The organism is Streptosporangium sp. G12, assembly GCF_052983175.1.
Genome location: NZ_JBRIQO010000005.1, coordinates 68,976 through 92,078 on the forward strand (window position 1 = coordinate 68,976; position 23,103 = coordinate 92,078).

Sequence of the window (23,103 nt, forward strand, 5' to 3'; positions counted from 1 at the left end):
TCGTTCATCCCGCGGGGGGCTTCGGCGCCTCCTGCTGCCAGGCGCCCGTGTAGCGGGAGCTGGTCAGCGAGTAGTCGACGCTGCCGCTGATCCAGAACTCCAGGCCGCGCACGTAGGCGAGCACCGCCTCGGAGCCGAGCGCCTCCAGCGAGGGGCGCAGCGCCACCATGTCGGCGATGGCCCGGTTGCGCATGGCGCCGATCGCCTCCATGGCCTGCTGCCGCGAGTAGCCCCGGTGCCTGGCGAGCACGCTCACCAGGTTGTTGCGGGAGTTGGCGCCGTCGCTCTCCTTGGCGTACGAGATGAGGTCGTTGTCCCAGACGACGACGTCGTTGGCGCTCTCGGTGATCGCCTTGACGTCGGGGTGGCGCCACTCCTCGGGGGTGAGGCTGCATCCGCTGGCGAGGTCGATGAGGGCGAAGACGGTGAGCATGGCGCCGGTGCGGCGCCGCATGAAGATGTAGTCGTCCACCTTCGGCACGACGTCGGCCTCGCGATTGGCGGCCTCCCACACCTGGGCGAAGAGGTAGTCCTTGGTGACGGCGCGCCAGCGGTCGAGCTGGTCGTCGTCGCCGTACGTGGAGATCCTGGTCTTGATCTCCAGGAGCGCCCCGGCGAAGACGTCGTCGACCTCCTGGCCTGCCTCCAGGTCGTCGAGGACGGTGAAGAGCCGGGGCAGGGCGCGGGTTATCTCACCGGCGCCGCGGCCCGACTCGCAGAAGGCGTCGTCGAAGGCGAACAGCCACACGCACCAGTCGGTCGCCAGGCGGAGCGTGTGGTGTTCGGCATAGGGGTACGTGCGGGCTCCCAGCCAGCCGTACTTGGCTTGACGGTAGCGCTCGACGGTCTCGGCGTCCTCCAGGATGCCCCTGTCGACGAGCCAGTCGAGGGTCTCGGCGTTGACCCTCTCGACATGGGGGTTGACCTCACTGGGGAAGGGACAGGGTAACGGGGGGATGCGGAGAGATAGGCCTGACCTACGCTTAGTAGTAGTTCCCACTCCCCCAGGATGGCTGAAGGTGGCCCGTTTTCCTATACGTCAGGAAACACCTGGATATCGTGGTTTCTGAGTTATCGCGCGAACCATTCCAGGTATTCATGCTGGCCGAACATGCGGGCCGCGTCCGCCGCCGAGGGGGTTCCGGCGTGCGGATCGGCCCCGGCCTCCAGAAGTGCCCTGATCACGTCGGGTTCCTTCTTGAAGACCGCGCCCGCCAGCGGCGTCTGCCCGCGGTCGTTGGCCCTGCCGGGGTCGGCGCCCAGCTCGGTCAGTGCCCGGACCGTTTCCGCGTGGCCGTGGTAGGCGGCGAGCATCAGCAGGGTGTCGCCCCTGTCGTTGGTGAGATCGACCGGAACCCCTGCTCCGACGTAGGCTCGGAGTCGCTCCGTCTCGCCGGTCCTCGCCAGGTTGAACAGACGGGTCGCGAACTCCTCCAGCTCAGGGTCAGACTGCATGTGACCCATTGTGCCCCGGTAGGGTGCCGTGTGATCGCCGAGGGTAGGCGGAATTCAGCGGACCCCCCGCGGGTTGAGCTGAAGAGACGACCGACGAAAGGCTGGAAAACGGTGTTCGACCCGACGGATCTCTACCGGCTCAGCGGAGACGTCCCTGAGCTGACCGATCCGGTGCTGCTCTACCACTTCGACGGGTTCGTGGACGCGGGCGGCGCCGGGCGGCTCGCCATCACCCACTTGCTCGACGAGCTGGAGCACCGGGTCGTCGCGACCTTTGACGTGGACCGTCTGCTGGACTACCGCTCCCGGCGGCCCACCATGACCTTCGACACCGACCACTGGGTGGACCTGGAGAGCCCCGAGCTGTCGCTGCACCTCCTGCACGACACCACCGGAACCCCGTTCCTGCTGCTCAGCGGCCCCGAGCCGGACCGGGAGTGGGAGCTGTTCACCGCCGCCGTCGGCACGCTGGTCACCCGGCTGAACGTCGGCAGGCTGGTGACCATCCACGGCATCCCGATGGCCGTCCCGCACACCCGCCCGCTGGGCGTCACCGGCCACGCCAGCCGCCCCGAGCTGGTCACCGGCCAGACCAGCGCCTTCGGCAAGGTCCAGGTGCCCGGCAGCGTGGCCTCGCTGATCGAGTTCCGGCTCGGCGCCAAGGGGCACGACGCCCTCGGCTACGCCGTGCACGTGCCGCACTACCTGGCCCAGGCCGAATACCCGTCGGCCGCGGTGACCGCGCTGGAGGCGGTCACCAGGAGCACCGGGCTGGTGTTCCCGCTGGAGGGCCTGCGCGAGGCCGCGGAGAAGACCGACGCCGAGATCGCCGAGCAGATCCAGGCCTCCCAGGAGCTGTCCACCGCCATCACCGGCCTGGAGCAGCAGTACGACGCGTTCGCGGCGGGCTCCGAGCGCGAGAGCCTGATGGCCGAGTCCTCGGAGATGCCGACCGGCGACGAGCTCGCCGCCCAGTTCGAGGCGTTCCTGGCCGAACGTGACGAGCAGCGCGGTGACTGACCTCCACGCCGGGGACGGGACCGGGCGCCCGTACGAGACCCTGACCGTCGGCTCCTCGGCCGCGCGATGACCGATCTGCGCGTGGGCCTCGTCGGGTACGGGGTGGCCGGGGCGTTCTTCCACGCCCCGCTGATCTCCGCGACGCCCGGCCTGAGACTGTCCGCGGTCGTCACCGGTGACCCGGAGCGGGCCGCCGAGGTTTCGGGGAAGTACGGCGCGCGAGCGGTCCGGGACGCGGCCGAGCTGTGGGACTCCGTCGACCTGGTCGTGATCGCCTCCCCCAACCGCACGCACGTCCCGCTGGCGGAGGCCGCGCTGAAGGCGGGCCTGCCGGTGGTGGTGGACAAGCCGCTGGCCGCGACCGCCGCGGAGGCGCGTGCCCTGGCGGAGCTGGCGCGCGATCTGGGCCTGATGCTGACCGTGTTCCAGAACCGGCGCTGGGACGGCGACTTCCTCACGCTCGGACGCCTGGTCGCGGCGGGCGAGCTGGGCGAGGTCACCCGGTTCGAGTCGCGGTTCGAGCGCTGGCGGCCGGTGCCGAAGGGCGGCTGGCGCGAGACGGGCGGGACCGAGGAGGTCGCCGGGCTGCTGTACGACCTCGGCAGCCACCTGGTCGACCAGGCCCTGCGGCTGCTCGGCCCGGCCGTCGACGTCTACGCCGAGTCGGACGTGCGCCGCTCCGGGGTGAACGCCGACGACGACACCTTCATCGCCGTCTCCCACGCGAGCGGGGCCCGCTCGCACCTGTGGGTCAGCGCGGTCACTCCCCGGCTGGGACCCCGCTTCCGGGTGCTCGGCTCGCGGGCGGGCTACCTGAAGTACGGCCTGGACGTGCAGGAGGAGCAGCTGCGCGCCGGTCTGACCCCCGCCTCCCCCGGCTTCGGCGAGGAGCCGGCCGAGCGGTGGGGCACCCTCGGCGCGGACGGCGGCGCGGGTTCCGGTGGCCCCGGTGGCGATGTACGTGCCGTCCCCACGGAGCCCGGCGCCTACGCCGGCTTCTACCGGGCCGTGCTGGCGTGCCTGCGCGAGGGCGCCCCGCCGCCGGTCGCCCCCGGGGAGGTCGTCGAGGCTCTCACCGTGCTGGAGGCCGCCCGGCGCTCGGCCGCGGAGCGCCGGGTCGTCGTCCTGGAGAACCGCTAGCCGAGCGGACGGGCTCGTCCCGGAGAACCCCTGGTTCGCACGGGCGGGCCCGTCCTGCCGGAGAACCGCCACGCGCGGGCGAGCTCGTCCTGGAGAACCGCTAGGACCTGTTTCATAAGTTGATCTTTGTGTTACTTCTCGTCGAGATGATCGCTGCGTGCGTGGGGATCTGACCGATGAGCAATGGCAGGTGTTGGAGCCGGTGCTGCCGGGCACGGCCAAGCGTGGTCGCCCGGTTGTATGGCCGAAACGCCAGCTCATCAACGGGATCAGGTGGCGGGTGCGGACCGGCGCCCCATGGCGGGACATGCCCGCTGTTTACGGGCCCTGGCAGACCGTCTATGGCTTGTTTCGCCGCTGGCAGCGCGAAGGAGTCTGGGAGCAGATCCTGTCCAGGCTGCAGGCCAGGGCGGATGTCGCAGGGTTGATCTGCTGGCAGGTCAACGTGGATTCCACCGTCTGCCGCGCGCATCAGCACGCGGCCGGCGCCCGCCGCGATGGCAACGCGCAACGACAGCCACCGGGCGGTATCGGCGGGCCGGAGCCTGCTGATCACGCGCTCGGTCGTTCTCGCGGTGGGTTCACCACGAAGATCCACCTGGCCTGCGAGCAGCGGCAAAAGCCGTTGTCCATCCTCCTTACCGCTGGTCAGCGTGGAGACTCTCCGCAGTTCGCGGCGGTACTGGAGGCGATCAAGGTGGCCCGGCTGGGTCCGGGCCGGCCCCGCAGCCGACCCGAGCGGGTGCGCGGCGACAAGGCCTACTCCTCCCGGGCCAACCGCGCCTACCTGCGCCGCCGCGGGATCCGTGCCACCATCCCTGAGCCCGCCGACCAGATCGCTCACCGCAAAAAGCGCGGCTCGGCCGGTGGCCGCCCGCCCGCCTTCGACGCCGAGGACTACAAGGCCAGGCACGCGGCGGAGTGCGGCATCAACCGGCTTAAGCGCCACCGGGCGGTGGCCACCCGCTATGACAAGCTCGCCGTCCGCTTCGAGGCCACCGTCCAGGTCGCCGTGATCGGTGAGTGGCTGTGACCACGCCCACGACCCAGGCTGGGATCCTAAAACCGGCCGTTGCGGCAGGCGCAGGATGCGACAGAAAGGACGAAGCGATGAAGAGCGACGACATCCAGCTGAAAGCCGAGACCGAGGGCGGCGAACTCATCGTGGAACCGTCCGAGGACGCTCTGCACGAGATGATCCTTGAGTTGTCCGCGCCCGACAACACCTTCGTCATCGTTGAGCCCGACGAGGACGACCCGCTCTGGTTCGCCTCGGTCTCCCGCCTTGATAACAGCACCTACGAGGTCGAATACCGCGATGCCGTCCGTAGCCGTCACCACCTCAGCGTCGAGACCGACCCCAGCCGCATCGCCAACGACGTGACCTGCTGGACCGCTGCAACCGCCCGAGCACACAGAGCTCTCAACCGAAACCAGCCCTCAGCCGACTTCTGAAACAGACCCTAGTCGCGCAGGCGGGCGCGGAGGGTCCGCGAGTCGGCCTCGGTCCAGCCGTGCGAGGCGAGCCACTCCAGCGGGCCGCCGAACCGGTCGTCGAGGACGCTCAGGAACTGCTCCATGTACTCCGGCCTCGGGCGGTGGTCGTCGGCCGGGCGGGTGTCGAGGTCGGTGCGGTAGGTGTTGCTGGAGCGCAGCCGCACCAGAATGCCCTCGATGCGGTCGGCCGTGGCGACGTAGTCGTCGACGATCGCCTCGCGGGTGGCGCCGGCGACCTCGAGCGCGAGGGCGCAGAGGACACCGGTGCGGTCCTTGCCCGCGGCGCAGTGGACAAGGGCGGCCCCCTCGTCGCGGGTCATGGCGCGCAGCGCGGCCAGCACCGAGTCGGGGCGGTCGCGGAGGTAGCCGTAGTAGAACCCGGTCACCCGGAGTTCGGCGAGATCCTCCTCGTCCCGCTCGGTCCAGGGCAGCACCTTGTCGCCCTCGATGGTGTCGGCTTCGACGTCGGTGTACACGCCGCCCTCGGCGAACAGGGTGTGGTGGTGGATGTTCACCTCCGGCACCTCGGTGAGCGGTCCCGGTCCCTCCAGGCGCACCTCGGCGCCCGAGCGCAGGTCGACGACGTTGCGGAGTTTCAGGTCGGTGACGAGTTGCCGGACGTCCCGCCCGGTCAGCCCCTGCAGGTTGTCCGACCGGTAGATCCGGCCGAAGCGTGTGGTCCCGCCGTCCACCGTGGCGAGCCCGCCGAGGTCGCGGACGTTGGCGGCACCTTCAAGATCGATCCAACGCGTCAAGTCGTTCATCGCCTTCGAGTTTATACGTCGCTTTACGCCCGGGCAGTTAACACCCGGCGCCGGTTTCCGTAATTACCGATGTCCTCATATGCCATCCGTAAATGCGCCATATCTCTATCTATGAGGGACAGTGGAAGGACCCGCCTGTACCCCGCCACGAGGAGGTCGCGTGGATCCGAGGAGACGCCCCCCGCACCTGCTGATCGATCCGGCCCTGCCCGACCCGGTCTCCTCTGTCTTACGCGCCAGCCCGCAGGCACTTCGCGCGGCCCGGCTGGGACGGGTCCCCCGCCGCGGCGGGCCCGACCCCGTCAAACTCATCGCGATCGCCGGGCTCCTGCTGCTCATGGCGAGCCTGAGCGCCACGGGAGGCTTCATCGCCGCCCTCGTCCTGATCTCCTTCTCCGCGCTGCGCGGCCTGAGCGACGACCCCGAGAACCGGCGGGAGCGGCGGCGCGTCCGGGTGGCCATGGAGCACAAGGACCGGTTCATCCTGCCGGAGGACCTCGACGGCGACTGCGGTGACCTGCTGCGCCGCACGCAGGACGCCACCGAGACGGTCCTCAACTCCGAGATCAACCGAGCCCGCCTGCTCGACACGATCGACAACGCGGTGACCCTGCCCGACCAGACCTGGCAGATCGCCAGGAAACTGGTGCGGCTGTCGGACATGAAGGCCGAGCACGACCGGCTCGTACCGGGCGCGCCCCCGCCCGAGGTGGCCGAGGCCTTCACCCCCTACGTCAAGGCCCTGGAGATCGCCGAGATCTCACTGACCAGGCGGGTCCGCGCGCTGGAGGAGTACGCCAGGCAGGTCCGCAAGGCCGACGGCGTCTACCGCGCCTACCGGCAGCTCCAGGTGCTCGCCGAGCGGACCCCGCAGTACGAGGCGCTGATCGCGGAGACCGCGGAGGACGCGCTCGCCCTCCCCGGGCTGGAACACCTGACCGAGCAGGCCCAGCAGGTCAGGAAGCTGTTCCACGAGAGCATCGACGAGGCGCGCGACGCCGCCCGGCACCTGCTGACGGCCGCCGAGTCCTGACGCCCCCGGCCCCGCCCGGCCCCGCGTACGCCTCAGCCGTCCGCGCGGCGCAGGAGTTCCAGGGTGCTGTCCATCCCCGCCTGGTTGCCGAGGCTGCGGTAGATACTCCGGGCCTGCCGCAGGACGGAGACCGAGGCCTCCCGGTCCCCCGCCTCCAGGTGGGCCTCCCCCAGGTAGCGCAGGCTCCTCGCCATCCACCAGCGGTCGCCCAGCTCCCCGAAGTCGTGCACCGCCCGCAGGAGCGACTCCTGCGCCTCGCGCGTGCGGCCGAGCCGCCCGTGGGCGCGCCCCGCCGACAGCTCGGACCTGGCGACGCCCCAGGAGTCGCCGAGCGCGGTGAGCATCTCGGTGGCCCGGCGCACGTAGGTGAGCTCGCGCAGCGCGTTGGCCGGGTTGCCGACCTCCCCGGCCGCGCGCAGGCACCTGGCCTCCTCCCACAGCTCCCCCCGCATCCGGAACATCTCGGCGGCCCGGTCCAGGCTGAACCCGGCCCTCGCGAAGTCCTCACCCGCAGCGCGGACGTCGCCGGCGGCGTGCAGTTCCCTGGCCGTCGCGCCGAGCACCTCGCCGTACGCGCGCAGCGTCTGCGCCTCGGAGTAGCGGTTGCGGTCGCGCTCGAACACCGACAGGGCGTCCTCCAGCAGCTCCCGCGCCTCCTTCGGCCTGCGCTGGGCGAGCCGGAGTTCGGCGAGGTTGCGCTGGGTCCTGGCCACCCACCAGCGGTCGTCCTCACCCTTGAAGGCGGTGATGGCGCCGATCAGGTGGCCCTGCCCGCGGTCGAGGTGGCCGTCGTTGAACAGGGCCATGCCGACCGCGCGCATCGCCCGCGCCGCCCACCAGGTCTCGCCGAGGTCGATGAAGATCTCCAGTGCCCGTTCCGCGTCCTTCATGGCGCTGCGGTGGCCGCCCTGCCCGCCCGCCACCGCCGACCGGTCCAGCAGCGCGATGCCCACCGCCCGCGGGTCGCCCATGTGGTCCGCGGCCTCGCACAGGATCTCGGCGACCGCCCGCCAGTCGGACCAGTAGGCCCGCAGGGAGTGGCAGAGCGAGCAGAAGGCCCGGCCGAGCCCCCAGGCCAGCTCCCACATCTCCATGCTCCTGGCCTGGCCGATCGCGGCGACCAGGGTGAGCCGCTCGGCGTTGAGCCAGTCGGCCGCCGAGGTCTGCTCACGCGTCGCCGCCGGGGCGGGCTCCGCGCCGGTGGGCCTGGCCCTGCGTCCCCAGTCCTGGGGCCAGCGGGCCACGGCCGCGGCCTCCGCGCGGCGGCGGTAGCCGGACAGGACCCGCTCGACGGCCGCCCTGCGGTGGTTCTCGTCGTCGTCGGAGAGTGCCAGCTCGCGGGCGAAGATCTTGACGAGGTCGTGCAGCCGGTAGCGCATCACCCCGGACAGGTCGATGCCCGAGCACTCGGCGAGCTGGGCGTCGATGAGCGCCTCCAGCTGGTCGGCGCCCTCGGGTTCGGAGGTGGCGAGCAGTTCCCCCGCCACCCAGCCGGGCACGTCGGGGGCGCTGACCATGCTGAGCAGCCGCAGCAGGCGGCGCTGGAGCCCGGTGCAGTCGTCGTAGCTCAGCTGCAGGGAGGCGCGCACGCTCTTGTCCAGCCTGCGGCCGATCTCCAGCTGGCCGAGGCGGCTGCGCTCGTCCCTCAGCCGGTCGGCGAGGCGGCGCAGGGTCCAGTTCTCCCGGGTGGCCAGGCGCCCGCCGCAGATGCTGATGGCCAGCGGCAGGTGGTCGCACATCCGTACGATCTCCTGGGCCGACTCCAGGTCGGCGGCGACCCTGTCGTCCCCGGCCAGCCGCGCCAGCAGCTCGACGCCCTGCGCCTCGCTGAACACCGACAGCCGCTTGTCGTAGGTGTTGAGCAGGAACAGCGGCTGCCTCGACGTGACCATCACCGCGCAGCCGGCCTCGGCCGGGATCAGGTCCTTGACCTGGTCGCCGTCGTGGGCGTTGTCCAGGCAGATCAGGATGCGCCTGCCCTTGGTCCAGGTCAGCCAGAGCGTGCGCAGCTCGGCCAGGCCGCCCGGGTCGGTGGTGAGCCGCACGCCGAGCGCGCGCAGGAAGCCGATCAGCACCTCCTCGGGAACGACCGGGGCCTCCACCTCGCCGCGCAGGTCGGCGTAGAGACGCCCGTCGGGGAAGCTGCCGGCGATCTCGTGCCCGAACCTCGCGATGAGCATGGACTTGCCCACCCCGCCCCTGCCGTACACCGAGACGACCAGCGGCGAGGCGCTCCCCGCCTGGTCCCGGGCGCGGCGGCGCTCGGCGAAGACCTCGCGCAGCTCGGCCAGCGACTCGGTACGGCCGGTGAAGTGCGCGGAGACCGGCGGCCACTGGTCGGGCGGGCGCCACGGCGTCCCGGCGGCACCGGCGTCCCGCTCCCCGGACCGCGAACCGGCCGTCGCCCAGGTGAGCAGGCCGACCAGGAGACCGGCGACCGCGGTGACGCCGACCTTGGCCTCGGTGGGCAGGTCCCACACGTCCAGCGAGGTCGCCAGGATACTGGCCACGGCCGCGGTGAGGCCGGCCGCGGCGGGCGCCGCCAGCGGGATCCTGCGTCTCGGCGGTTTCGGCGGTTTCGAACCATGCTGGTCAGGTACGTTCGACGGCCCGGCCATCCACACCCCTCGGCGAAGACCACGGCACGCCGCGGTCCCCGTCCCGGCCGGCGCGTTCTCCCATGATTGATTCAACCAGATGCAATGCCGGTGGCCGCGTGCCTCCACGGCCGCCGGCGGGTGGACCCGCTTCTCCCGGACGCCTCTTTCCGGGGCGTCCTCCGCGCGGGCGCGCCTCTCACGGGGGTCGCGGGCGCCCTCGCGCGAAGTGCCCTTCACGTCACCCGGGCCCTGCCACGGCGCCCGGGTGACGTGTCCGGCCTTTCGCCGCCCTACCGCCCCAGCGCGAGGCAGGTCGCCTTGGCGGTCTTGGACGGGTCGCTCTCGGAGGTGGCGGTCAGGGTCACCTTGGCGAGGTGGGCGCCTCCCGACCCGCGCCGGGCGTTCACGGTGACCACGGTGTTCTCGCCGGAGTCGGCGGTCGCGAGCTCGTTGGGCAGCGAGGCCGTCCAGCCGCGGCCGTCGACGGTCGCCGAGAGCCGGTAGACGTCACCCTTGAGATAGGCGCTCACGTCCTCGGGGTGCTGCCCCCGCGCCTGCGCGGCCCTGCCGGTGTTGAACAGCGGGAAGCGGCAGGACGTCAGGTCCTTTCCTGACGGGACGCCGACGGACGGGAGCACCTTCACGCCGCGCTTGTTCGGCCCGGCGCCGTCCAGGGAGCGGATCGCCACCGTGTACGACAGGATGCCCTTGCGGTCGCGCTTGAGGTCGAGGACGTAGAAGTGGAGCCGGTTGGCCTGGTCCACGTACTCGAACTCCGAGCCCGAGCCGGTGCCCGCGTGGAACAGCGCGTCCGACAGCTGGCGGTAGTCGCCGACCGTGATGGGCACGGCGGTACCGTCCGGCAGCACGTAGTCGGTCATGCCGATGTCCTGCGGGTTGGCGTCGACGACCCACTCGAACGGCGCCCGGTCCTCGTTCTTGGTCTTGGCCAGCAGCACGCCGGAGTCGGGGGTGAAGGAGTCGGCGCCCATCCTGTCCACGACCTCGACGGTGTAGTTGTCGTAGCCGCCGCCGTCGCAGAACGGGTCGGTGTTCGTGTCACAGGCCGGGGCGCGGTCGCCGTCCCCGAAGGCGATATTGACCCCCGACAGGCCGGTGGGTCCCGGCTGGGCCACCCGGGCCGTCACCTTGGCCACGACGAGCCCCGACTCGGCCAGCGCCTCCCTGGACAGGCGCAGCACGTTGGCCTCGTCCACCATCTCCAGCTTGATCTTGTTGCGGAGCATGTGCTGGGCGCCCATCGAGCCGCCCGAGGTGGGCGGGATCAGCCAGCGGCTGTGCGGGCCGCCTGGGCCGTTGAAGCTGCCCCGGCTGAGCATCTCCCAGATGCCGGTGTACGCCCGGCGCGGTGGCACCCCGAACGGGTTGTTGTAGTTGTCGCCGATGCCGAGGATGTGGCTGAGCTCGTGGGCGTAGACGCCCTGCCCGGAGCTCTCGGCCTGGGTGGAGGAGCCGCCCCCGGCGTTGGGCCAGATGGACGAGGCCGAGGCCCAGGACGTCCACTCCACGTAGCGGGTCCTGGCCCAGTTGGGCAGGGCCGGGTCGGGCGGGCCGAAGTCGTCGGTCACCGCCTCCTTGGTCGGGAACTTGATCGGGCCGAACTCCTGCCAGGTGGCCGACTCGTCCTGGCCCGCGCTCAGGTAGAAGACGAAGTCGAAGCCGGCCGGGATCTCCTGGCCGACGGAGCCGACCCACGCCGCCCGCGCGTCGGTCCTGATGTTCCGGGTGCAGGTGTCGCCGGCCGGGCAGGCCGTGCCCCCCTGGAACTCCATGGCGTACTCGTGCGACTTGCCCGGCATCCGGAACGGGCCGAACGCGGTCAGCTCCACGCCGTAGCGGCCTCCCGAGTCCTCCATCCAGTACTCGTGGATGGTGTGGCCCCGGTTGAGCTCGTTGGGGGTGTTGAGGAAGTCCTTGTAGAACTGGGCGACCTGGTCGCGGGGGATGTCGTGGGCCTCGGCGCTGGGGTTCCTGAAGACGGTCGAGCCCTGGGGCTGGGTGACCACGAACGGCTGGTTGGGATAGTCCGCCAGGACGAGCGCGCCGCGGAAGGTGCGCTTGGACCCCTTGACCGCGGGGTCGGCCCAGTTGGTGCCGGGGGGCTTGCGGTAGTCGGCCCACGTCATGTGGTCCGGGTTCTTCCAGTTCTGCGGGTCGATCGGTGCCGGGCCGCCGGGGTCGGCGCGCCGCGCGGTCCCGGCCTCGGGGGCGTCCTTCTGCCAGGGCTGGGTCCGGGGCCAGTGGTCCAGGCGCCAGGGGTGTTCGGGCTCGGGGGCGGGGTCGGCGGAGGCGGGAACGGAGGTGAGCCCGATGGGGATCAGCACGATCGCGGCGAGCAACACTTTCAGCAACCTGGGGGGTCCTATCACGTTAAAAGACGGTATAGACCGTTTTCAGATAGATCAACATTCTTCTGTCAGAAGGTGGGGAGTCCTTGGCCGGAGATGCATTTGAGATCTACCGTCACTCCCCTTAACCTCTCCAAAGGGGACGAACTTACAGGAGTGCCTATGTCGACGCGTGCCGGGCGGATCATCGGCACGCGCCCCCGGGGAATCGTCTCCGTTCACTGCGCCCCCCTCGTCCTGCCCGTCGCGAGCCCTCCCATCAGGGACGGGGCGATCGTCGTCAGGGGCGACCGGATCGTCCGGGTCGGGCCGCGCGCCGAGATCGAGGCCGCCCACCCCCTCCTGTCCCCGACCCGCTGGCCGGGCATGATCGTGCCGGGGCTGATCGACGCGCATCTCCGCCTCGACAGGGCCTCCGCCACGCCGTCCGCGCACGGCGTCACCGCGGCGGGAGGCGTCGCCGCGGACCTCGACGCCGCCTCCACCCTCGGCGAGGCCGGGCTGGGCGGCGTGACCTACCTGGAGACCCGCTGCGAGGACGAGGAGAGCTGGGAGGACGAGGGGCGCGACCGGCTGATCACCGCGATCCGCGAGGTCGACCACCCGGGCGTCATCGGCATCGCCGCCCACTCCCCCGACCCTCACGTCATGGAGGACCTGGCCGTCCTGTCACGGACGTTCGGGCTCCGCCTGCACGCCGAGCCCGGTCGCCACCCGGTCGGGTTCCTCGACGAGGTGGGAGTGCTCGGCGCGGGCTGCCACGTCGCGATCTCCGGCCCGCTGGACGAGGCCGACCGCAAGCTCCTCGGAGCCCGCGGCACGGTGATCGCCATCTCGTCGCCGTTCGCCGCCGAGGGTCTCCTCGACGGCGGGAGCGCGATCGCCGTCGGCACCCGTACAGGCGGCGACCCGCTGTCGGTCGCCCGCGCGCTCTCCCACGCGCCGGGCCACGACCGGCTCCTGGTCGAGGCGGTGACGCTGGGCGGCGCGCGGGCACTGGGCATGGCCGAGGGCCCCGGCCGCCTGGGCTCCCTGGACCGGGGCGGCCGCGCGGACTTCGCCGTCTTCGCCGTGGAGGCCGGCGAGGCCGGCGAGCGGGACGCCTACACCCTCCTGCTGCACGAGGGGCCGGGCCGGTGCGTGGCCACGTTCGTGGGCGGCCGGCCGCGCTGGCGCCTCGACGAGACCGCGAACGCCGGGGACACCGGGGACGCCGGGGACACCGCGGACACCGCGGACACCAGTGGCGCCGGTGACGCCGTGAACACCGTGAACACCGTGAACACCGGTGACGCGAAGAGCAGACGTCCGGCCTGACCGCCGCCCGCCCCCGCCGTTCACGGTTCGTGATTCGCCCGGCGCCGTCCGGCGAATCCGCCGCGTCCCCTCTTCGAATTCCCGCGAGGATTAGACAATGGGACATGGCGGAAAACACATATCATGCGGTGATCATTAAGGAAACACCCGTCGTGATGAAATCGGACTGATTCAACGGGTCCCGTTCTCCCCGTACAAGAAAATCGGAGAAGGACCTCGACGGCCTCGCGCTCCGTCCCCGAACGGCCTGCGGCGTTCGCCCCCGCACCGGGCACCGGGCCGCCGCCCGAGTCCTGGGCGGTCGGCGGGTCAGTGGGTCAGTGGGTCAGTGGCCAGGAGGACTGGCGTCGACCGTGCCCAGCAGTTCCCTGAGCCGGTCCTGCTGCTCGGCGGTGAGCACCGAGAACAGTTCCTCGGCCACCCGCCTGCGCGCCTCGCGCACCCGCTCGTACCGCTCACGGCCCTCGCCGGTGACCACGAGCAGGGTGGAGCGGCGGTTGGCGGGGTCGACCTCGCGGCGGACCAGTCCGGCCTCCTCCAGGGCGTCGACCACCGGGGTCACCGAGCGCGGCACGATCCGCAGCCTCTCGGCGAGCTGCACCATCTTCAGCGGCGGCTCGGAGTCGACGATGACCCTGAGCGCCCGCGCCTGGCCGGGGCTCAGGCCGAGCGGGCCGAGCCGCTCGCCGTACCCCCGCCGCAGTCGATGGCCGACACCGTGCACCAGGTCGGCCAGTTCCGTCTCCACAGCGCCGAACTTATCCCAGTGCCGCCCGGAATGAATGTGAGGTAACCTCTGTTTGAGTAAACATCACAAAGGAGTTCCATGACCGAACAAACCGGAAGTGCCGTACGGCACGAAACACCCGACATGAACGACGAACCCCGCGCGCCCCTGCGACGCGTCGTCGGCCTGTTCAGCCCCTACCGGGGCCGCCTCGCCGTCGTGGGCGCCCTCATCGGGCTGTCCTCGCTCGTCTCGCTCGCCTCGCCGTTCATGCTCCGCTCGGTGCTCGACGACGCCATCCCGCACGGCAGGACCGGCCTGCTGACGCTGCTCGCGCTCGGCATGGTCGCGGTCGCCGTCGTCACCAGCGTGCTCGACGTCGTCCAGACGCTGATCTCCACCGGGGTCGGCCAGCGCGTCATGCACGACCTGCGCACCAGCGTCTACGGCCACCTGCAGCGCATGTCCATGGCCTTCTTCACCCGCACCCGGACCGGCGAGGTGCAGTCGCGCATCGCCAGCGACATCGGCGGCATGCAGCTGGTGGTCACCTCCACCGCGGCCTCGATGGTCTCCAACCTGACCACCGTGGTGGCGACGATCATCGCGATGCTCGTGCTGGACTGGCGGCTGACCATCGTGTCGCTGCTGCTGCTCCCCGTCTTCGTCGCGATCAGCCGCAGGGTCGGCCGGGAACGCAGGAAGATCACCTCCGAGCGGCAGCAGAAGATGGCCGCCCTGTCGTCGATGGTCCAGGAGTCGCTGTCGATCAGCGGCATCCTGCTGGGCCGGACGATGGGCCGCGGCCCCGAGCTCACCGGCCGGTTCTCCACCGCCTCGGACGAGCTGGCCGACCTGGAGGTCCGCTCCAGCATGGCCGGGCGCTGGCGGCAGTCCACCATCCAGATCATCATGGCGGCCATGCCCGCGGTGATCTACTGGGCCACCGGGCTGACCTCGGCCGTCTCCATCGGCACCGTCGTCGCCTTCACCACGCTCCAGATGAACCTGTTCCGGCCCGCCGTGTCACTGCTGCGGCTCGGCGTCGACGTGCAGAGCTCCCTGGCGCTGTTCGGCCGGATCTTCGAGTATCTGGACCTGCCGGTGGACATCCACCCCGGCACCCGCACGCCGGAGACCGTACGCGGCGAGATCCGCTTCGAGCACGTCGGCTTCTCCTACGGCGAGGCCCCGACCCTCTCGGACGTCGACCTGACCGTTCCCGCGGGCACCACCCTGGCCGTGGTCGGCGAGACCGGCTCGGGCAAGACCACGCTGAGCTACCTGCTGCCCCGCCTGTACGACGTGACGAGCGGCCGGGTCACGATCGACGGGGTGGACGTGCGCGACCTCACCTTCGAGGCCCTGGCCGAGACGGTCGGCGTCGTCTCGCAGGAGACCTACCTGTTCCACTCCTCGATCGCCGACAATCTGCGGTTCGCCAAGCCCTCCGCCACCGACGAGGAGATCGTCGCCGCCGCGCGGGCCGCCCGGATCCACGACCACATCGCGTCACTGCCCGACGGGTACGACACCGTGGTCGGCGAGCGCGGCTACCGCTTCTCCGGCGGCGAGAAGCAGCGCCTGGCCATCGCCAGGACCCTGCTGCGCGACCCGCCCGTGCTCATCCTCGACGAGGCCACCAGCGCCCTCGACACCCAGACCGAGCGCGCCGTCCAGGAGGCCCTGGACGCCCTGTCGCGCGGCCGTACCACCATCACGATCGCCCACCGCCTGTCGACGATCCGCGACGCCGACCAGATCGCGGTCCTCGACCACGGCCGCGTCGTCGAACGCGGCACCCACGACGAGCTCCTCGTGGCCGGCGGCCCCTACGCCGCCCTCGTCAACCGCGACCGCTCCCTCGCCTCCGCCTGACCGAGGTCACGTTCCACCGTCCATGGGCCTGCCGGCTCAACTCGACGGGAGCCTCGCGGCAGAAATGACCTGGTTTCCCAGAATCACCGGCCGTAAAAGGGCGACACACCATAACGAACATGGCGACAAGGGGCATTGTCGCTGGTAAGCAAGGGATATAGTCTGCCGCGCGTGGTGGAACGAGACGACTACACCAGAACGGCGAGGGCCCGCGTCGACCAGCCGGCAGGGCTCGGCCTGTCGGACCCCGACATCGGGGAGTTGCTGGGGCTGAGCAAGCAGCGGATCCAGCAGATCCGCACGGGCAGGAGCGAAGACCGCCAGAGCGCCTGACACCGCGCTGCCCACCGCCTCTCCCGCTCGCCACCGAGCGGGCCGGGAACGGAGGGTCACGCCCCGGCGGACGGGATCCGGTCGAGTGTGATCCCGAAGTGGTCGAGGTAGGCGGGCAGGAGCTCGCTCTCGTCCAGGACGCGTTCGGTGCGCTCGCCGTCCACGGTCTGGATCAGCCTGCGGTCGCGGAGCGTGGTCCTGCCCCGGGCCGTACGCATCGAGCAGACCGGCGCCTTGGTGAAGTGCGACCGCGGGGAGGTCGTCTGCCACCAGCACATCGGGACGAAGTCCGCCAGCTCGTAGGGCCGGGCGGTCAGCCGGTAGGCCGGGTCGCCGTTGTGCGTGATGTCGAGATCGCCGCGGTCGCCGTGGTCACCGGGAGCGGGCGCGATCCGGAACACGCCACCGCCGTCCTTCTGCTCCGCACGCTCGTCGAGCCGCAGCGGCTCGTCGGCGAAGTCGCCGAACCCGACGTCGACCAGCCACGGCTCGTCGAGATCGACGCGGAGCACCAGGTGGTCGAAGAGCGGCCCCGGCACGCTGCCGCTGAAGCCCCTGGCGGCCAGCAGCGTCACCCGGTAACCGAGGCCGGTCAGCAACTCGGCGAGCAACCCGTTCAACTCGTAGCAGAAGCCTCCGCGACGACGGCCGACGACCTTGTCGAACAGCGCGTCGGATTCGAGGGAGACCGCCTCACCGAGATGGATGCTCAGATTCTCGAACGGCACCGCTCTCAGGTGCGCGAGCTGCAGGGCCCGCAGGCTCCCAACATCCGGCTTCGCGGGCCGGGTGACACCTAATCTGTCCAGATAATGAGTGATCTGCGACTCGTCCATGGGGCAAGCAAACCACGTACCGGTGCCCGCCGGAATCCCGCCATCGGCAAACGCCCACCCCGCGGACGGAGAGCCCCGACCGGACGAAAGAAGCCGTCGCTCAGGACTAAAAGGCTCGTTGCCGCAGGACACCATCCGCACCTTGAGATGCACGTCATGACTTATCTGACACTGGCGTGATGTCATACCATGAAGTAGCGTTTCAAGCATGGGCGACATCAATACCATCAAAAAAATAATTCTGTTGTCCTCCGCGATTGTGCTCGTGACGGCCTGTTCCGGACAGGCAGGAATGGGTGGTGAATCTCGCGCGGCAGCGGATCGATGGCGTGATTTTCCGTACGCACGAGATCCACGCCCGATAGTCATCGTTGACGATCTCCCCAAGTCCGTGGGTAACGCCAGGCCGGGAACGCGGTTCACTTTGCGGGAGAAGCTATCCGACGATCCGCCGAAGAGCCAGGAGATCCTCCTCCACGGAGACAGGGTGAGCCTAACTCAGATATCGGCAGCGGATGCTTTCGATCGCCTCTCTGAGCGGCTTCGACAATTACCCGGCGAGACCATGACCGTCGTCGAAGCGCGCCTGAACCCATTGGAATGGATGACAGACAGGGGCTCGCTGTCACTTCCCTCGTGGAGCTTCCATACGGACAACGGAGGATCGGTAAGCTGGCCGGCGGTGAGCCCTGACGCGTTTTGGCGCCTTGGTCAGACAAGGCGATCATCGGCGATCGTCAGTGTGTCTCTGGACACGTCGAAAACTTCGCTTTCCTTCGAAATGATCGCCGGTCCGAATGCCTGCGGCAGCTCGACGGGTGGCGATCATTTCGAAGCCGGTCAGCTCCAGTCCGCTGTGGTGATCTTTACCGGTGAATCGAGTACCGCGCAGTCCGACTGCGATCAGCCGGCTTTCGCAATACTGAGGAGCGGAACCGTACGAATCGATCGACCGCTAGAGGGAAGGGTCGTTGTCGATCAGCAAGGTAACCCCGTGCCGGTTGAAATACCGTGAGATCACCGCTTCCGGCAGAGTTTCACTACCGGTCGCACACGCTCTCGAATCGTCAGTAGGCTCGCAGCTGTATCGGGAAGTCCGCCAGCGCGGTATATACATCCTGGAATATCAGGCTGCCCGAGGTCGATCCGGATGTCACACCGACCGGGTGAACGTACCCGGCCGTGTCCGGGTAGAAAACCGGCCCTCCACTGTCACCAGACAGCGACCCCTGCCCGTAGAGCTGATTGGCACGGAACAGGTCGTAGTGGCACGCGTAGTTGCCGTATGGATCGTTACCGCAGTAGGCGTAATCGCCGCTGGTCACGACCTCGAAGTCACAGACCGCACCGCTCCTCTGCCCGGAGTGGCAGAGCCACTGTCCTTCGTATACGTGACCCCAGCTCGCGATTCGCTTTGAGAACTCGGCCGAGGTGTTCCACCCTCCCACCACTCCACCGTCCCACATGTGCCTTGCCGCGCCGTTTGGAACATGAATCAGCGCCAAATCATGGTCGGTTCTTTCGAGGAGCGTTTGACCAACGTACACGGAGCGATCGCCGTTTCGCCAGTGCGTATACATGCCGGTACAGTGAGCCGCTGTGAGCAGATATTGAAAGCTGGGATTGCTCGTCGCCGCCACCGGCCATCCTGCGGTGCAGGCCAGACCGTCGTCACTGACAATACGCATTCCTCCATAGAACGGCGCGGTGTCGTTCATGCGTCCAGCAGGAACCGCCCGCTTGGCGATCTTGACCTCAACGGGCACGGAAGAGTCAAGCGAGCCGTATGTCTTACTGAGGTCCCTCTTGGCGTATGAGGTCTCGGCCTCGACGTAGACCCCGCTGCCGTCGGACTCTATGCCGACGGCATGAAGTGGCCCGCCGGGGTTGTCGACAAGGTCTTTCCTGATCGCCTCCGCGGTTTTCCTGAGTTCCTCCCGCGAGAAGCGGGCCGAATCCACCTTCACCGGAGCGCTCAGACGCGCCTGGGCAAGAACCGGCTCCACCTGAGCGGGAACGTCCCCCTTCCACCAGAGCCGAACGAAGCCGTCTTCCAGCTTGAGTCCGGCGAATCCCAGGTCTTTGGTGCTGGAATGCACGGCGTCCATGACCGGATCGGCTGCCCGCCGAAGTAGTTCCTGCGCGTTCATCCTTTCTTTTGTCTCGGGCGAGAGGTAGCTGAAGGGCTCCTTCTCAACCTGTTCGCCAGGCTTTGGCGGATCTTCCGACGAGAGCGTGAGCGCATGCGCCGAGGTGGCCGTATTGCTGACCACGAGTGTGAGGACGAGCAGCAGCATCGGAAGTTCGTATAATCGCATCGTAAACCTCATCTCATGGAGATATGAATGCCGAGTCGATCACACTTCGCAGAGATTATCAACAGATTGACACCATTGTTTCCTGCGGCAACCTAGGCAACTTTTTATTTGTCCCCAAAAGAATGGCCGAGTGTCGCGATGACGCCGAGAAGGTTACGAGATCATAGATTCTTTCTTAAGATTTGGATCTGATTGTCCCGGTAAATCTGATCCCAAAATCAGATCCGGTCACCGCGAAGCTCGGCACCGGGGTTTCACACGTCGTCGGCGAGCGCGGCCAGCAGGTCGGCGCTTTCATGGACGGTGCAGGGCCGTGGTGAAGCGGCGCCTGCTGGGCCGCGAGGCGACGGGTGGCGACGCGTTGCCGATCGGGTGATCCTCGCAGCGATCGTGACGCTTTCCTAAGAAGGCTGATCGGCCAGGCGGATGGCGAGCTCGATGCGCCAGCGGGTCTTCATCGGCTCGGACCTCGGGTCGGTGAGATAGGCCTCGTACCGGCAGCCGAACCGGTCACCGGCCGGGTCCTCCACGCAGTCGAACGTCAGGCCCTGTCCCCGCGCCCACTCGATCAGGGTACGGTTCGCCCGGCGACCGTGGTTGACGTAGGTCAGCGTCGCATACCGGCCCGCCGGCAGCACATCGGGGCACACCCTGCCTTCGCCCTCGACCGGCTTCTCTGTGACGACACCGACCTCGACGTCCATCGAGCCGGCCATGTCGATCACGTGCAGGCGGAAGAAGGCGGGGCCGAAATCGACGCCCCGCTCGTCGAGTCGGCCGTACAGCTCCTCCATGAGCCTGTCCCGGACGGCGAACATGCCGCGGAACGGCGTGACCACCCGAATGCCGGCGCAGTGCCGATCCGGCTTGACGTCGACCGAGGGGCCCTCGAGGATCTCCACCCGTACCTCCGTTGCGACGCCGGCCGCTCATCCGCTACTCACGGGCGGCATCACTATGCCGCATCGGGCGGTGCCGGGTCGACGTTCCGGATGCGCGTGAACACATCTCCTCGGTCGAGCCCTTCACAGGGTCTGAACGCGAGCTGTGCAGGCAGCGCCACAAGCCCCGCCCGCCCGCCGATAGGTTCTCTTCCGTGCCGGATCGTGATGTCTCCCCGTTACGCGTGTCGTACTTCGTCCTCAACCGGGAGCTGAGCCAACGCGTCCGCGAATGGGGAAAGACCCAGGGGCTGAGCGTCAGCGAGCGTGGTCGTATCGACTCCCAGGTCATCGACGCCTTCTTCGTGGCCGATCCCGACGCGCTCGCGGCCGCGGACCGGGTCGAGCTGGTCCGCGCCACCGTCCGGGAACCGGGTGACGGGCGCGCGACCCCCGACGACTACGCCTGGCAGGACGACTCCGGGACGCTGGGCCCCAACTACACGCTCACCTTCGTCGAGGGCCTGGACGAAGGTGAGGTCCTGCGCCGGTTCGGAGTCGCACCGCAGGACGTCGGGCCGCTCACCGACGAGGATGTGTACGAGCGTCTTGAGGTGACCGGCGGCCAGGGTGACCTCGTCATGGTGGTCGCTCTCGGAGCGTGGACCGTCGCGGTGGAGAGGTCGGGCTGGCAGGGGGTGCGCCCCGAGATGCTCCGAGAGCTGTCACGAGACGGCGGGCAGGCCATCGCGGTCAGCCGCCAGGACTACGGCCACCACCGCTTCGCCCATGCCGCCGACGGGCAGGTCCACACCTCCTTCGACCCGGGATTTCCAGGTACCCGTGAGGGCGCCGACCCCGGCCACCTAGACGATCACCTGCGTGAGCTCGGCATCGACCCCGCGGCCGACGATCAGATCGACAACCACCTGCCCGCCGCCCTGGCCCTGGCATCGAGGGTCAGCGGTGTCATGCTCACTCCCGCCCACCTCGAAGGGCCTCTTCTCGGCGGGCGCATCACCACCCCGCTCGCGGTCTGACCATCCACCGGACACCTATTCCGGCCCCGGTATCCGGTCATCTCCCGTGACCGTTCGAGCGTGTCTTGGTCGATGATCGCTTGTTGGCGTGAGACATGGAGACGTTCATGCGGCAGCTCGTGACGCCGCCCGCACCACGACGTACCCAGGCCTCCGTCACGTATCTCACGTGGCGGAGAAGTCGAACTCCCCGTCCTTGACGCCGCCGATGAACGCCTTCCACTCGGCGCGGGTGTAGACGATCACCTCGCCGTCGGGCCGGTGACTGTGACGTACGGCGACCCGCCCGCTGCCGTCGCCCAGCGGCCCGGCCTCGACGCAGTTCCCGCCGCCGTTCTCACTTCGCGTACTGACATGCCAAACGACACCGGCCAGCTCACCGGGGGCGGGCACCTCACGCCCTTTCATCACGTTCACCTCAACAACTCCTCTGCCGTCGCGGAGATCAGCTTGGCCGACTCCTCACATGTGAGAGCGAGCTTCTGCAATTCATCGTATGTCTGCACCAAGCGTTCCGTATCTGGCGATTCGACATATATGGCACCCTTCGCGGTATCCGCGTAAGCGACCTCGGGAAAAGGATCCTCAACCTTGAGAATCCGGAACGCACCGGTTGGACTGGCATGCGCTCCGGCGCTGAACGGGAGTACACGAACCTCGATGTTCGGCTGGGCGGCACATCCAGCCAGATGCCGGAGTTGTGTCGCCATGCATTCCGAGCCGCCAACCTGACGCCGGAGTACCCCCTCGTCGACGATCACCGACAGTCGCGGCGGAGCGTCACCCTTGAGGATCCCCTGACGGGCCATGCGAAGTTCGAGCCAGCGCATTCTCTGCTCGACGTCGACGTCGAAATCAGCCGCAGCGATCACTGCACGCGCATAAGCCTCGGTTTGCAACAAACCAGGTAGCAGCGTGTTGTCGAACGTGTGAATCCTCCTGGCTCGTGACTCCAGCCAGACGTAGTCGATGAGCCAGCCGACGACCTCTCCGGCATAACCGTCCCACCAGCCCTTCTGCCAGACCTCCTGGCTCAGCTTCAGCAACGCCTCACGGCGATGACCGTCCGCGACGCCATACAGGTCGAGGAGCGCGAACAGGTCGGGTCTGCGAATGGGATATCCGCCGGACTCGAAGCGGCTGATGGTGCCCGGATCACGTTGCAGATACTCGGCCACATCCTTGAGGAGGAGATCGTTGGCCTCCCTCAGTTCCCGAAGCTGCTGACCGAGCCACTGGGAACGCAACGTGATCCACTTCGGAGCAGCCATACCCATTCCTTCCGAGCTGGGCGCGCACATCGAGGCGCGATCCAATCGATGAGGTCGGACAACTTGTCGAGCCCTTACAGTTGTGCCACTATACCGAAAGTAATCAAGTGATCACAGTAAGTACACAAAAACGGCAGTTGACGACCAATTACGAGTTATGGGGTTACGTCAACGTCGAGAAACAGAAAAGGGACCGGGGTGGGCTTCGCTTGGAGGCCACGCCCGCCCCGGTCCCGGCGGCCGGAAAGGAAACACCCGAGATGGAGCACTTCAACGGTTCCGACCACCCGATTGTTTACCACGGCACGAGCTCGCCGGAGGCGGCAAACGAAAGCGGAGGAGACGCCTTTCCCGAGAATGCCGGTCCTACCAGAGATGACGTGCGGGCGCTGGCCGGTGGCCTGCCCCGCGTGTTCGCGCTGGTCCAGGAGTTCGGCGACCACGACGGAGAGGGCGTCGCGGAGGTGGTGGCGTACGGGCTGGCCCTGCCGGGCGGGGAGGCGGCCACCGTCGGGGTGACCGCTCGGGGGTTCGGCAGCTGGCGGAGCGCCGACAGCGCCGCGTACCGGCTCCGCTCCGATCTCGTCTGGCTCGGAGAGGCCGACAACTGATCGGCCACGTCCT

General features: G+C 68.9%; 23 protein-coding genes. 12 read left to right on the forward strand and 11 right to left on the reverse strand.

The window, feature by feature from the left end; all coding sequences use genetic code 11:
* Window positions 1-4: 4 nt before the first annotated feature.
* Together ACVCAG_RS09395 and ACVCAG_RS09400 are read right to left on the reverse strand one after the other, a co-directional pair.
* On the reverse strand, window positions 5-1,000 hold the full coding sequence (locus ACVCAG_RS09395; RefSeq protein ID WP_440087649.1) for a 4-epi-cubebol synthase: 996 nt from the start codon (window positions 998-1,000) through the stop codon (window positions 5-7).
* Window positions 1,001-1,071: 71 nt separating this feature from the next.
* On the reverse strand, window positions 1,072-1,464 hold the full coding sequence (locus ACVCAG_RS09400; RefSeq protein WP_440087650.1) for an ankyrin repeat domain-containing protein: 393 nt from the start codon (window positions 1,462-1,464) through the stop codon (window positions 1,072-1,074).
* Window positions 1,465-1,566: 102 nt separating this feature from the next.
* Here ACVCAG_RS09400 and ACVCAG_RS09405 point away from each other — a divergent pair, with 102 nt between their 5' ends.
* The 4 genes from ACVCAG_RS09405 (at window position 1,567) to ACVCAG_RS09420 (ending at window position 5,070) form a co-directional block, all read left to right on the forward strand.
* A complete protein-coding gene (locus tag ACVCAG_RS09405) occupies window positions 1,567-2,475 on the forward strand; it encodes a proteasome assembly chaperone family protein (protein ID WP_440087651.1) in 909 nt (302 codons plus the stop codon).
* Window positions 2,476-2,541: 66 nt separating this feature from the next.
* Complete coding sequence (locus ACVCAG_RS09410; protein WP_447189728.1) at window positions 2,542-3,615, forward strand: Gfo/Idh/MocA family oxidoreductase; 1,074 nt, start codon at window positions 2,542-2,544, stop codon at window positions 3,613-3,615.
* A 157-nt stretch (window positions 3,616-3,772) separates the two neighbouring features.
* Window positions 3,773-4,648: an IS5 family transposase gene (locus tag ACVCAG_RS09415; RefSeq protein WP_447189729.1), complete on the forward strand. Its 876-nt coding sequence runs from the start codon at window positions 3,773-3,775 to the stop codon at window positions 4,646-4,648.
* Between the two features lie 77 nt (window positions 4,649-4,725).
* The gene (locus ACVCAG_RS09420; protein WP_447189730.1) at window positions 4,726-5,070 is read left to right on the forward strand and encodes a hypothetical protein; all 345 of its coding nucleotides are present in this window, start codon (window positions 4,726-4,728) and stop codon (window positions 5,068-5,070) included.
* Window positions 5,071-5,078: 8 nt separating this feature from the next.
* Here ACVCAG_RS09420 and ACVCAG_RS09425 read toward each other — a convergent pair whose 3' ends face one another.
* Window positions 5,079-5,876, reverse strand: a complete 798-nt coding sequence (locus ACVCAG_RS09425; protein WP_440087653.1) for a tyrosine-protein phosphatase — start codon at window positions 5,874-5,876, stop codon at window positions 5,079-5,081.
* Window positions 5,877-6,036: 160 nt separating this feature from the next.
* On the opposite strand from ACVCAG_RS09425, the gene ACVCAG_RS09430 reads away from it, so the two are divergent.
* A complete protein-coding gene (locus tag ACVCAG_RS09430) occupies window positions 6,037-6,909 on the forward strand; it encodes a hypothetical protein (RefSeq protein ID WP_447189731.1) in 873 nt (290 codons plus the stop codon).
* Window positions 6,910-6,941: 32 nt separating this feature from the next.
* Here ACVCAG_RS09430 and ACVCAG_RS09435 read toward each other — a convergent pair whose 3' ends face one another.
* Both ACVCAG_RS09435 and ACVCAG_RS09440 read right to left on the reverse strand, forming a co-directional pair.
* Entirely contained in the window at window positions 6,942-9,419 is a 2,478-nt protein-coding gene (locus tag ACVCAG_RS09435; RefSeq protein WP_447189732.1) for an NB-ARC domain-containing protein, read from the reverse strand.
* 380 nt (window positions 9,420-9,799) lie between these two features.
* A complete protein-coding gene (locus tag ACVCAG_RS09440; protein ID WP_440087702.1) occupies window positions 9,800-11,872 on the reverse strand; it encodes a M6 family metalloprotease domain-containing protein in 2,073 nt (690 codons plus the stop codon).
* Window positions 11,873-12,040: 168 nt separating this feature from the next.
* Here ACVCAG_RS09440 and ACVCAG_RS09445 point away from each other — a divergent pair, with 168 nt between their 5' ends.
* On the forward strand, window positions 12,041-13,195 hold the full coding sequence (locus ACVCAG_RS09445) for an amidohydrolase family protein (RefSeq protein ID WP_447189733.1): 1,155 nt from the start codon (window positions 12,041-12,043) through the stop codon (window positions 13,193-13,195).
* Between the two features lie 325 nt (window positions 13,196-13,520).
* Here ACVCAG_RS09445 and ACVCAG_RS09450 read toward each other — a convergent pair whose 3' ends face one another.
* Window positions 13,521-13,943 (reverse strand): MarR family transcriptional regulator, encoded by a 423-nt coding sequence (locus tag ACVCAG_RS09450; protein WP_440087657.1) that lies wholly within the window; start codon window positions 13,941-13,943, stop codon window positions 13,521-13,523.
* 78 nt (window positions 13,944-14,021) lie between these two features.
* Here ACVCAG_RS09450 and ACVCAG_RS09455 point away from each other — a divergent pair, with 78 nt between their 5' ends.
* Together ACVCAG_RS09455 and ACVCAG_RS09460 are read left to right on the forward strand one after the other, a co-directional pair.
* Window positions 14,022-15,800, forward strand: coding sequence for an ABC transporter ATP-binding protein (locus ACVCAG_RS09455; protein WP_447189734.1), 1,779 nt, complete (start codon window positions 14,022-14,024; stop codon window positions 15,798-15,800).
* Between the two features lie 171 nt (window positions 15,801-15,971).
* On the forward strand, window positions 15,972-16,133 hold the full coding sequence (locus ACVCAG_RS09460) for a hypothetical protein (RefSeq protein ID WP_447189735.1): 162 nt from the start codon (window positions 15,972-15,974) through the stop codon (window positions 16,131-16,133).
* Window positions 16,134-16,189: 56 nt separating this feature from the next.
* Here the strand turns inward: ACVCAG_RS09460 and ACVCAG_RS09465 are convergent, their stop codons facing one another.
* On the reverse strand, window positions 16,190-16,969 hold the full coding sequence (locus ACVCAG_RS09465; protein WP_447189736.1) for an arylamine N-acetyltransferase family protein: 780 nt from the start codon (window positions 16,967-16,969) through the stop codon (window positions 16,190-16,192).
* 208 nt (window positions 16,970-17,177) lie between these two features.
* Here ACVCAG_RS09465 and ACVCAG_RS09470 point away from each other — a divergent pair, with 208 nt between their 5' ends.
* Window positions 17,178-17,984 (forward strand): hypothetical protein, encoded by an 807-nt coding sequence (locus tag ACVCAG_RS09470; protein ID WP_440087661.1) that lies wholly within the window; start codon window positions 17,178-17,180, stop codon window positions 17,982-17,984.
* 52 nt (window positions 17,985-18,036) lie between these two features.
* Here ACVCAG_RS09470 and ACVCAG_RS09475 read toward each other — a convergent pair whose 3' ends face one another.
* The gene (locus ACVCAG_RS09475; protein WP_447189737.1) at window positions 18,037-19,266 is read right to left on the reverse strand and encodes a S1 family peptidase; all 1,230 of its coding nucleotides are present in this window, start codon (window positions 19,264-19,266) and stop codon (window positions 18,037-18,039) included.
* Between the two features lie 203 nt (window positions 19,267-19,469).
* Here ACVCAG_RS09475 and ACVCAG_RS09480 point away from each other — a divergent pair, with 203 nt between their 5' ends.
* Window positions 19,470-19,607, forward strand: coding sequence for a hypothetical protein (locus tag ACVCAG_RS09480; RefSeq protein ID WP_447189738.1), 138 nt, complete (start codon window positions 19,470-19,472; stop codon window positions 19,605-19,607).
* An 81-nt stretch (window positions 19,608-19,688) separates the two neighbouring features.
* Here the strand turns inward: ACVCAG_RS09480 and ACVCAG_RS09485 are convergent, their stop codons facing one another.
* Window positions 19,689-20,189, reverse strand: a complete 501-nt coding sequence (locus ACVCAG_RS09485; protein ID WP_447189739.1) for a GyrI-like domain-containing protein — start codon at window positions 20,187-20,189, stop codon at window positions 19,689-19,691.
* Between the two features lie 194 nt (window positions 20,190-20,383).
* On the opposite strand from ACVCAG_RS09485, the gene ACVCAG_RS09490 reads away from it, so the two are divergent.
* Window positions 20,384-21,208, forward strand: a complete 825-nt coding sequence (locus ACVCAG_RS09490) for a DUF6461 domain-containing protein (protein WP_440087664.1) — start codon at window positions 20,384-20,386, stop codon at window positions 21,206-21,208.
* Window positions 21,209-21,373: 165 nt separating this feature from the next.
* On the opposite strand, the gene ACVCAG_RS09495 is transcribed toward ACVCAG_RS09490, so the two are convergent.
* Together ACVCAG_RS09495 and ACVCAG_RS09500 are read right to left on the reverse strand one after the other, a co-directional pair.
* Window positions 21,374-21,616 carry a DUF397 domain-containing protein gene (locus ACVCAG_RS09495; protein ID WP_447189791.1) on the reverse strand — a complete coding sequence of 81 codons (243 nt, stop codon included), beginning with the start codon at window positions 21,614-21,616 and terminating at the stop codon, window positions 21,374-21,376.
* 5 nt (window positions 21,617-21,621) lie between these two features.
* On the reverse strand, window positions 21,622-22,479 hold the full coding sequence (locus ACVCAG_RS09500) for a Scr1 family TA system antitoxin-like transcriptional regulator (protein WP_440087665.1): 858 nt from the start codon (window positions 22,477-22,479) through the stop codon (window positions 21,622-21,624).
* Between the two features lie 380 nt (window positions 22,480-22,859).
* Between ACVCAG_RS09500 and ACVCAG_RS09505 the strand changes: the two genes are divergently transcribed.
* Window positions 22,860-23,090, forward strand: coding sequence for a hypothetical protein (locus ACVCAG_RS09505; protein WP_440087666.1), 231 nt, complete (start codon window positions 22,860-22,862; stop codon window positions 23,088-23,090).
* Window positions 23,091-23,103 lie beyond the last annotated feature (13 nt).

Coding starts and splice junctions, on each gene's coding strand:
- ACVCAG_RS09400 (WP_440087650.1), bottom strand. CDS start 1,464: ATGGGTCACATGCAGTCTGACCCTGAGCTGGAGGAGTTCGCGACCCGT.
- ACVCAG_RS09410 (WP_447189728.1), top strand. CDS start 2,542: ATGACCGATCTGCGCGTGGGCCTCGTCGGGTACGGGGTGGCCGGGGCG.
- ACVCAG_RS09420 (WP_447189730.1), top strand. CDS start 4,726: ATGAAGAGCGACGACATCCAGCTGAAAGCCGAGACCGAGGGCGGCGAA.
- ACVCAG_RS09425 (WP_440087653.1), bottom strand. CDS start 5,876: ATGAACGACTTGACGCGTTGGATCGATCTTGAAGGTGCCGCCAACGTC.
- ACVCAG_RS09445 (WP_447189733.1), top strand. CDS start 12,041: ATGTCGACGCGTGCCGGGCGGATCATCGGCACGCGCCCCCGGGGAATC.
- ACVCAG_RS09455 (WP_447189734.1), top strand. CDS start 14,022: ATGACCGAACAAACCGGAAGTGCCGTACGGCACGAAACACCCGACATG.
- ACVCAG_RS09465 (WP_447189736.1), bottom strand. CDS start 16,969: ATGGACGAGTCGCAGATCACTCATTATCTGGACAGATTAGGTGTCACC.
- ACVCAG_RS09470 (WP_440087661.1), top strand. CDS start 17,178: ATGGGCGACATCAATACCATCAAAAAAATAATTCTGTTGTCCTCCGCG.
- ACVCAG_RS09475 (WP_447189737.1), bottom strand. CDS start 19,266: ATGCTGCTGCTCGTCCTCACACTCGTGGTCAGCAATACGGCCACCTCG.
- ACVCAG_RS09495 (WP_447189791.1), bottom strand. CDS start 21,616: ATGAAAGGGCGTGAGGTGCCCGCCCCCGGTGAGCTGGCCGGTGTCGTT.
- ACVCAG_RS09500 (WP_440087665.1), bottom strand. CDS start 22,479: ATGGCTGCTCCGAAGTGGATCACGTTGCGTTCCCAGTGGCTCGGTCAG.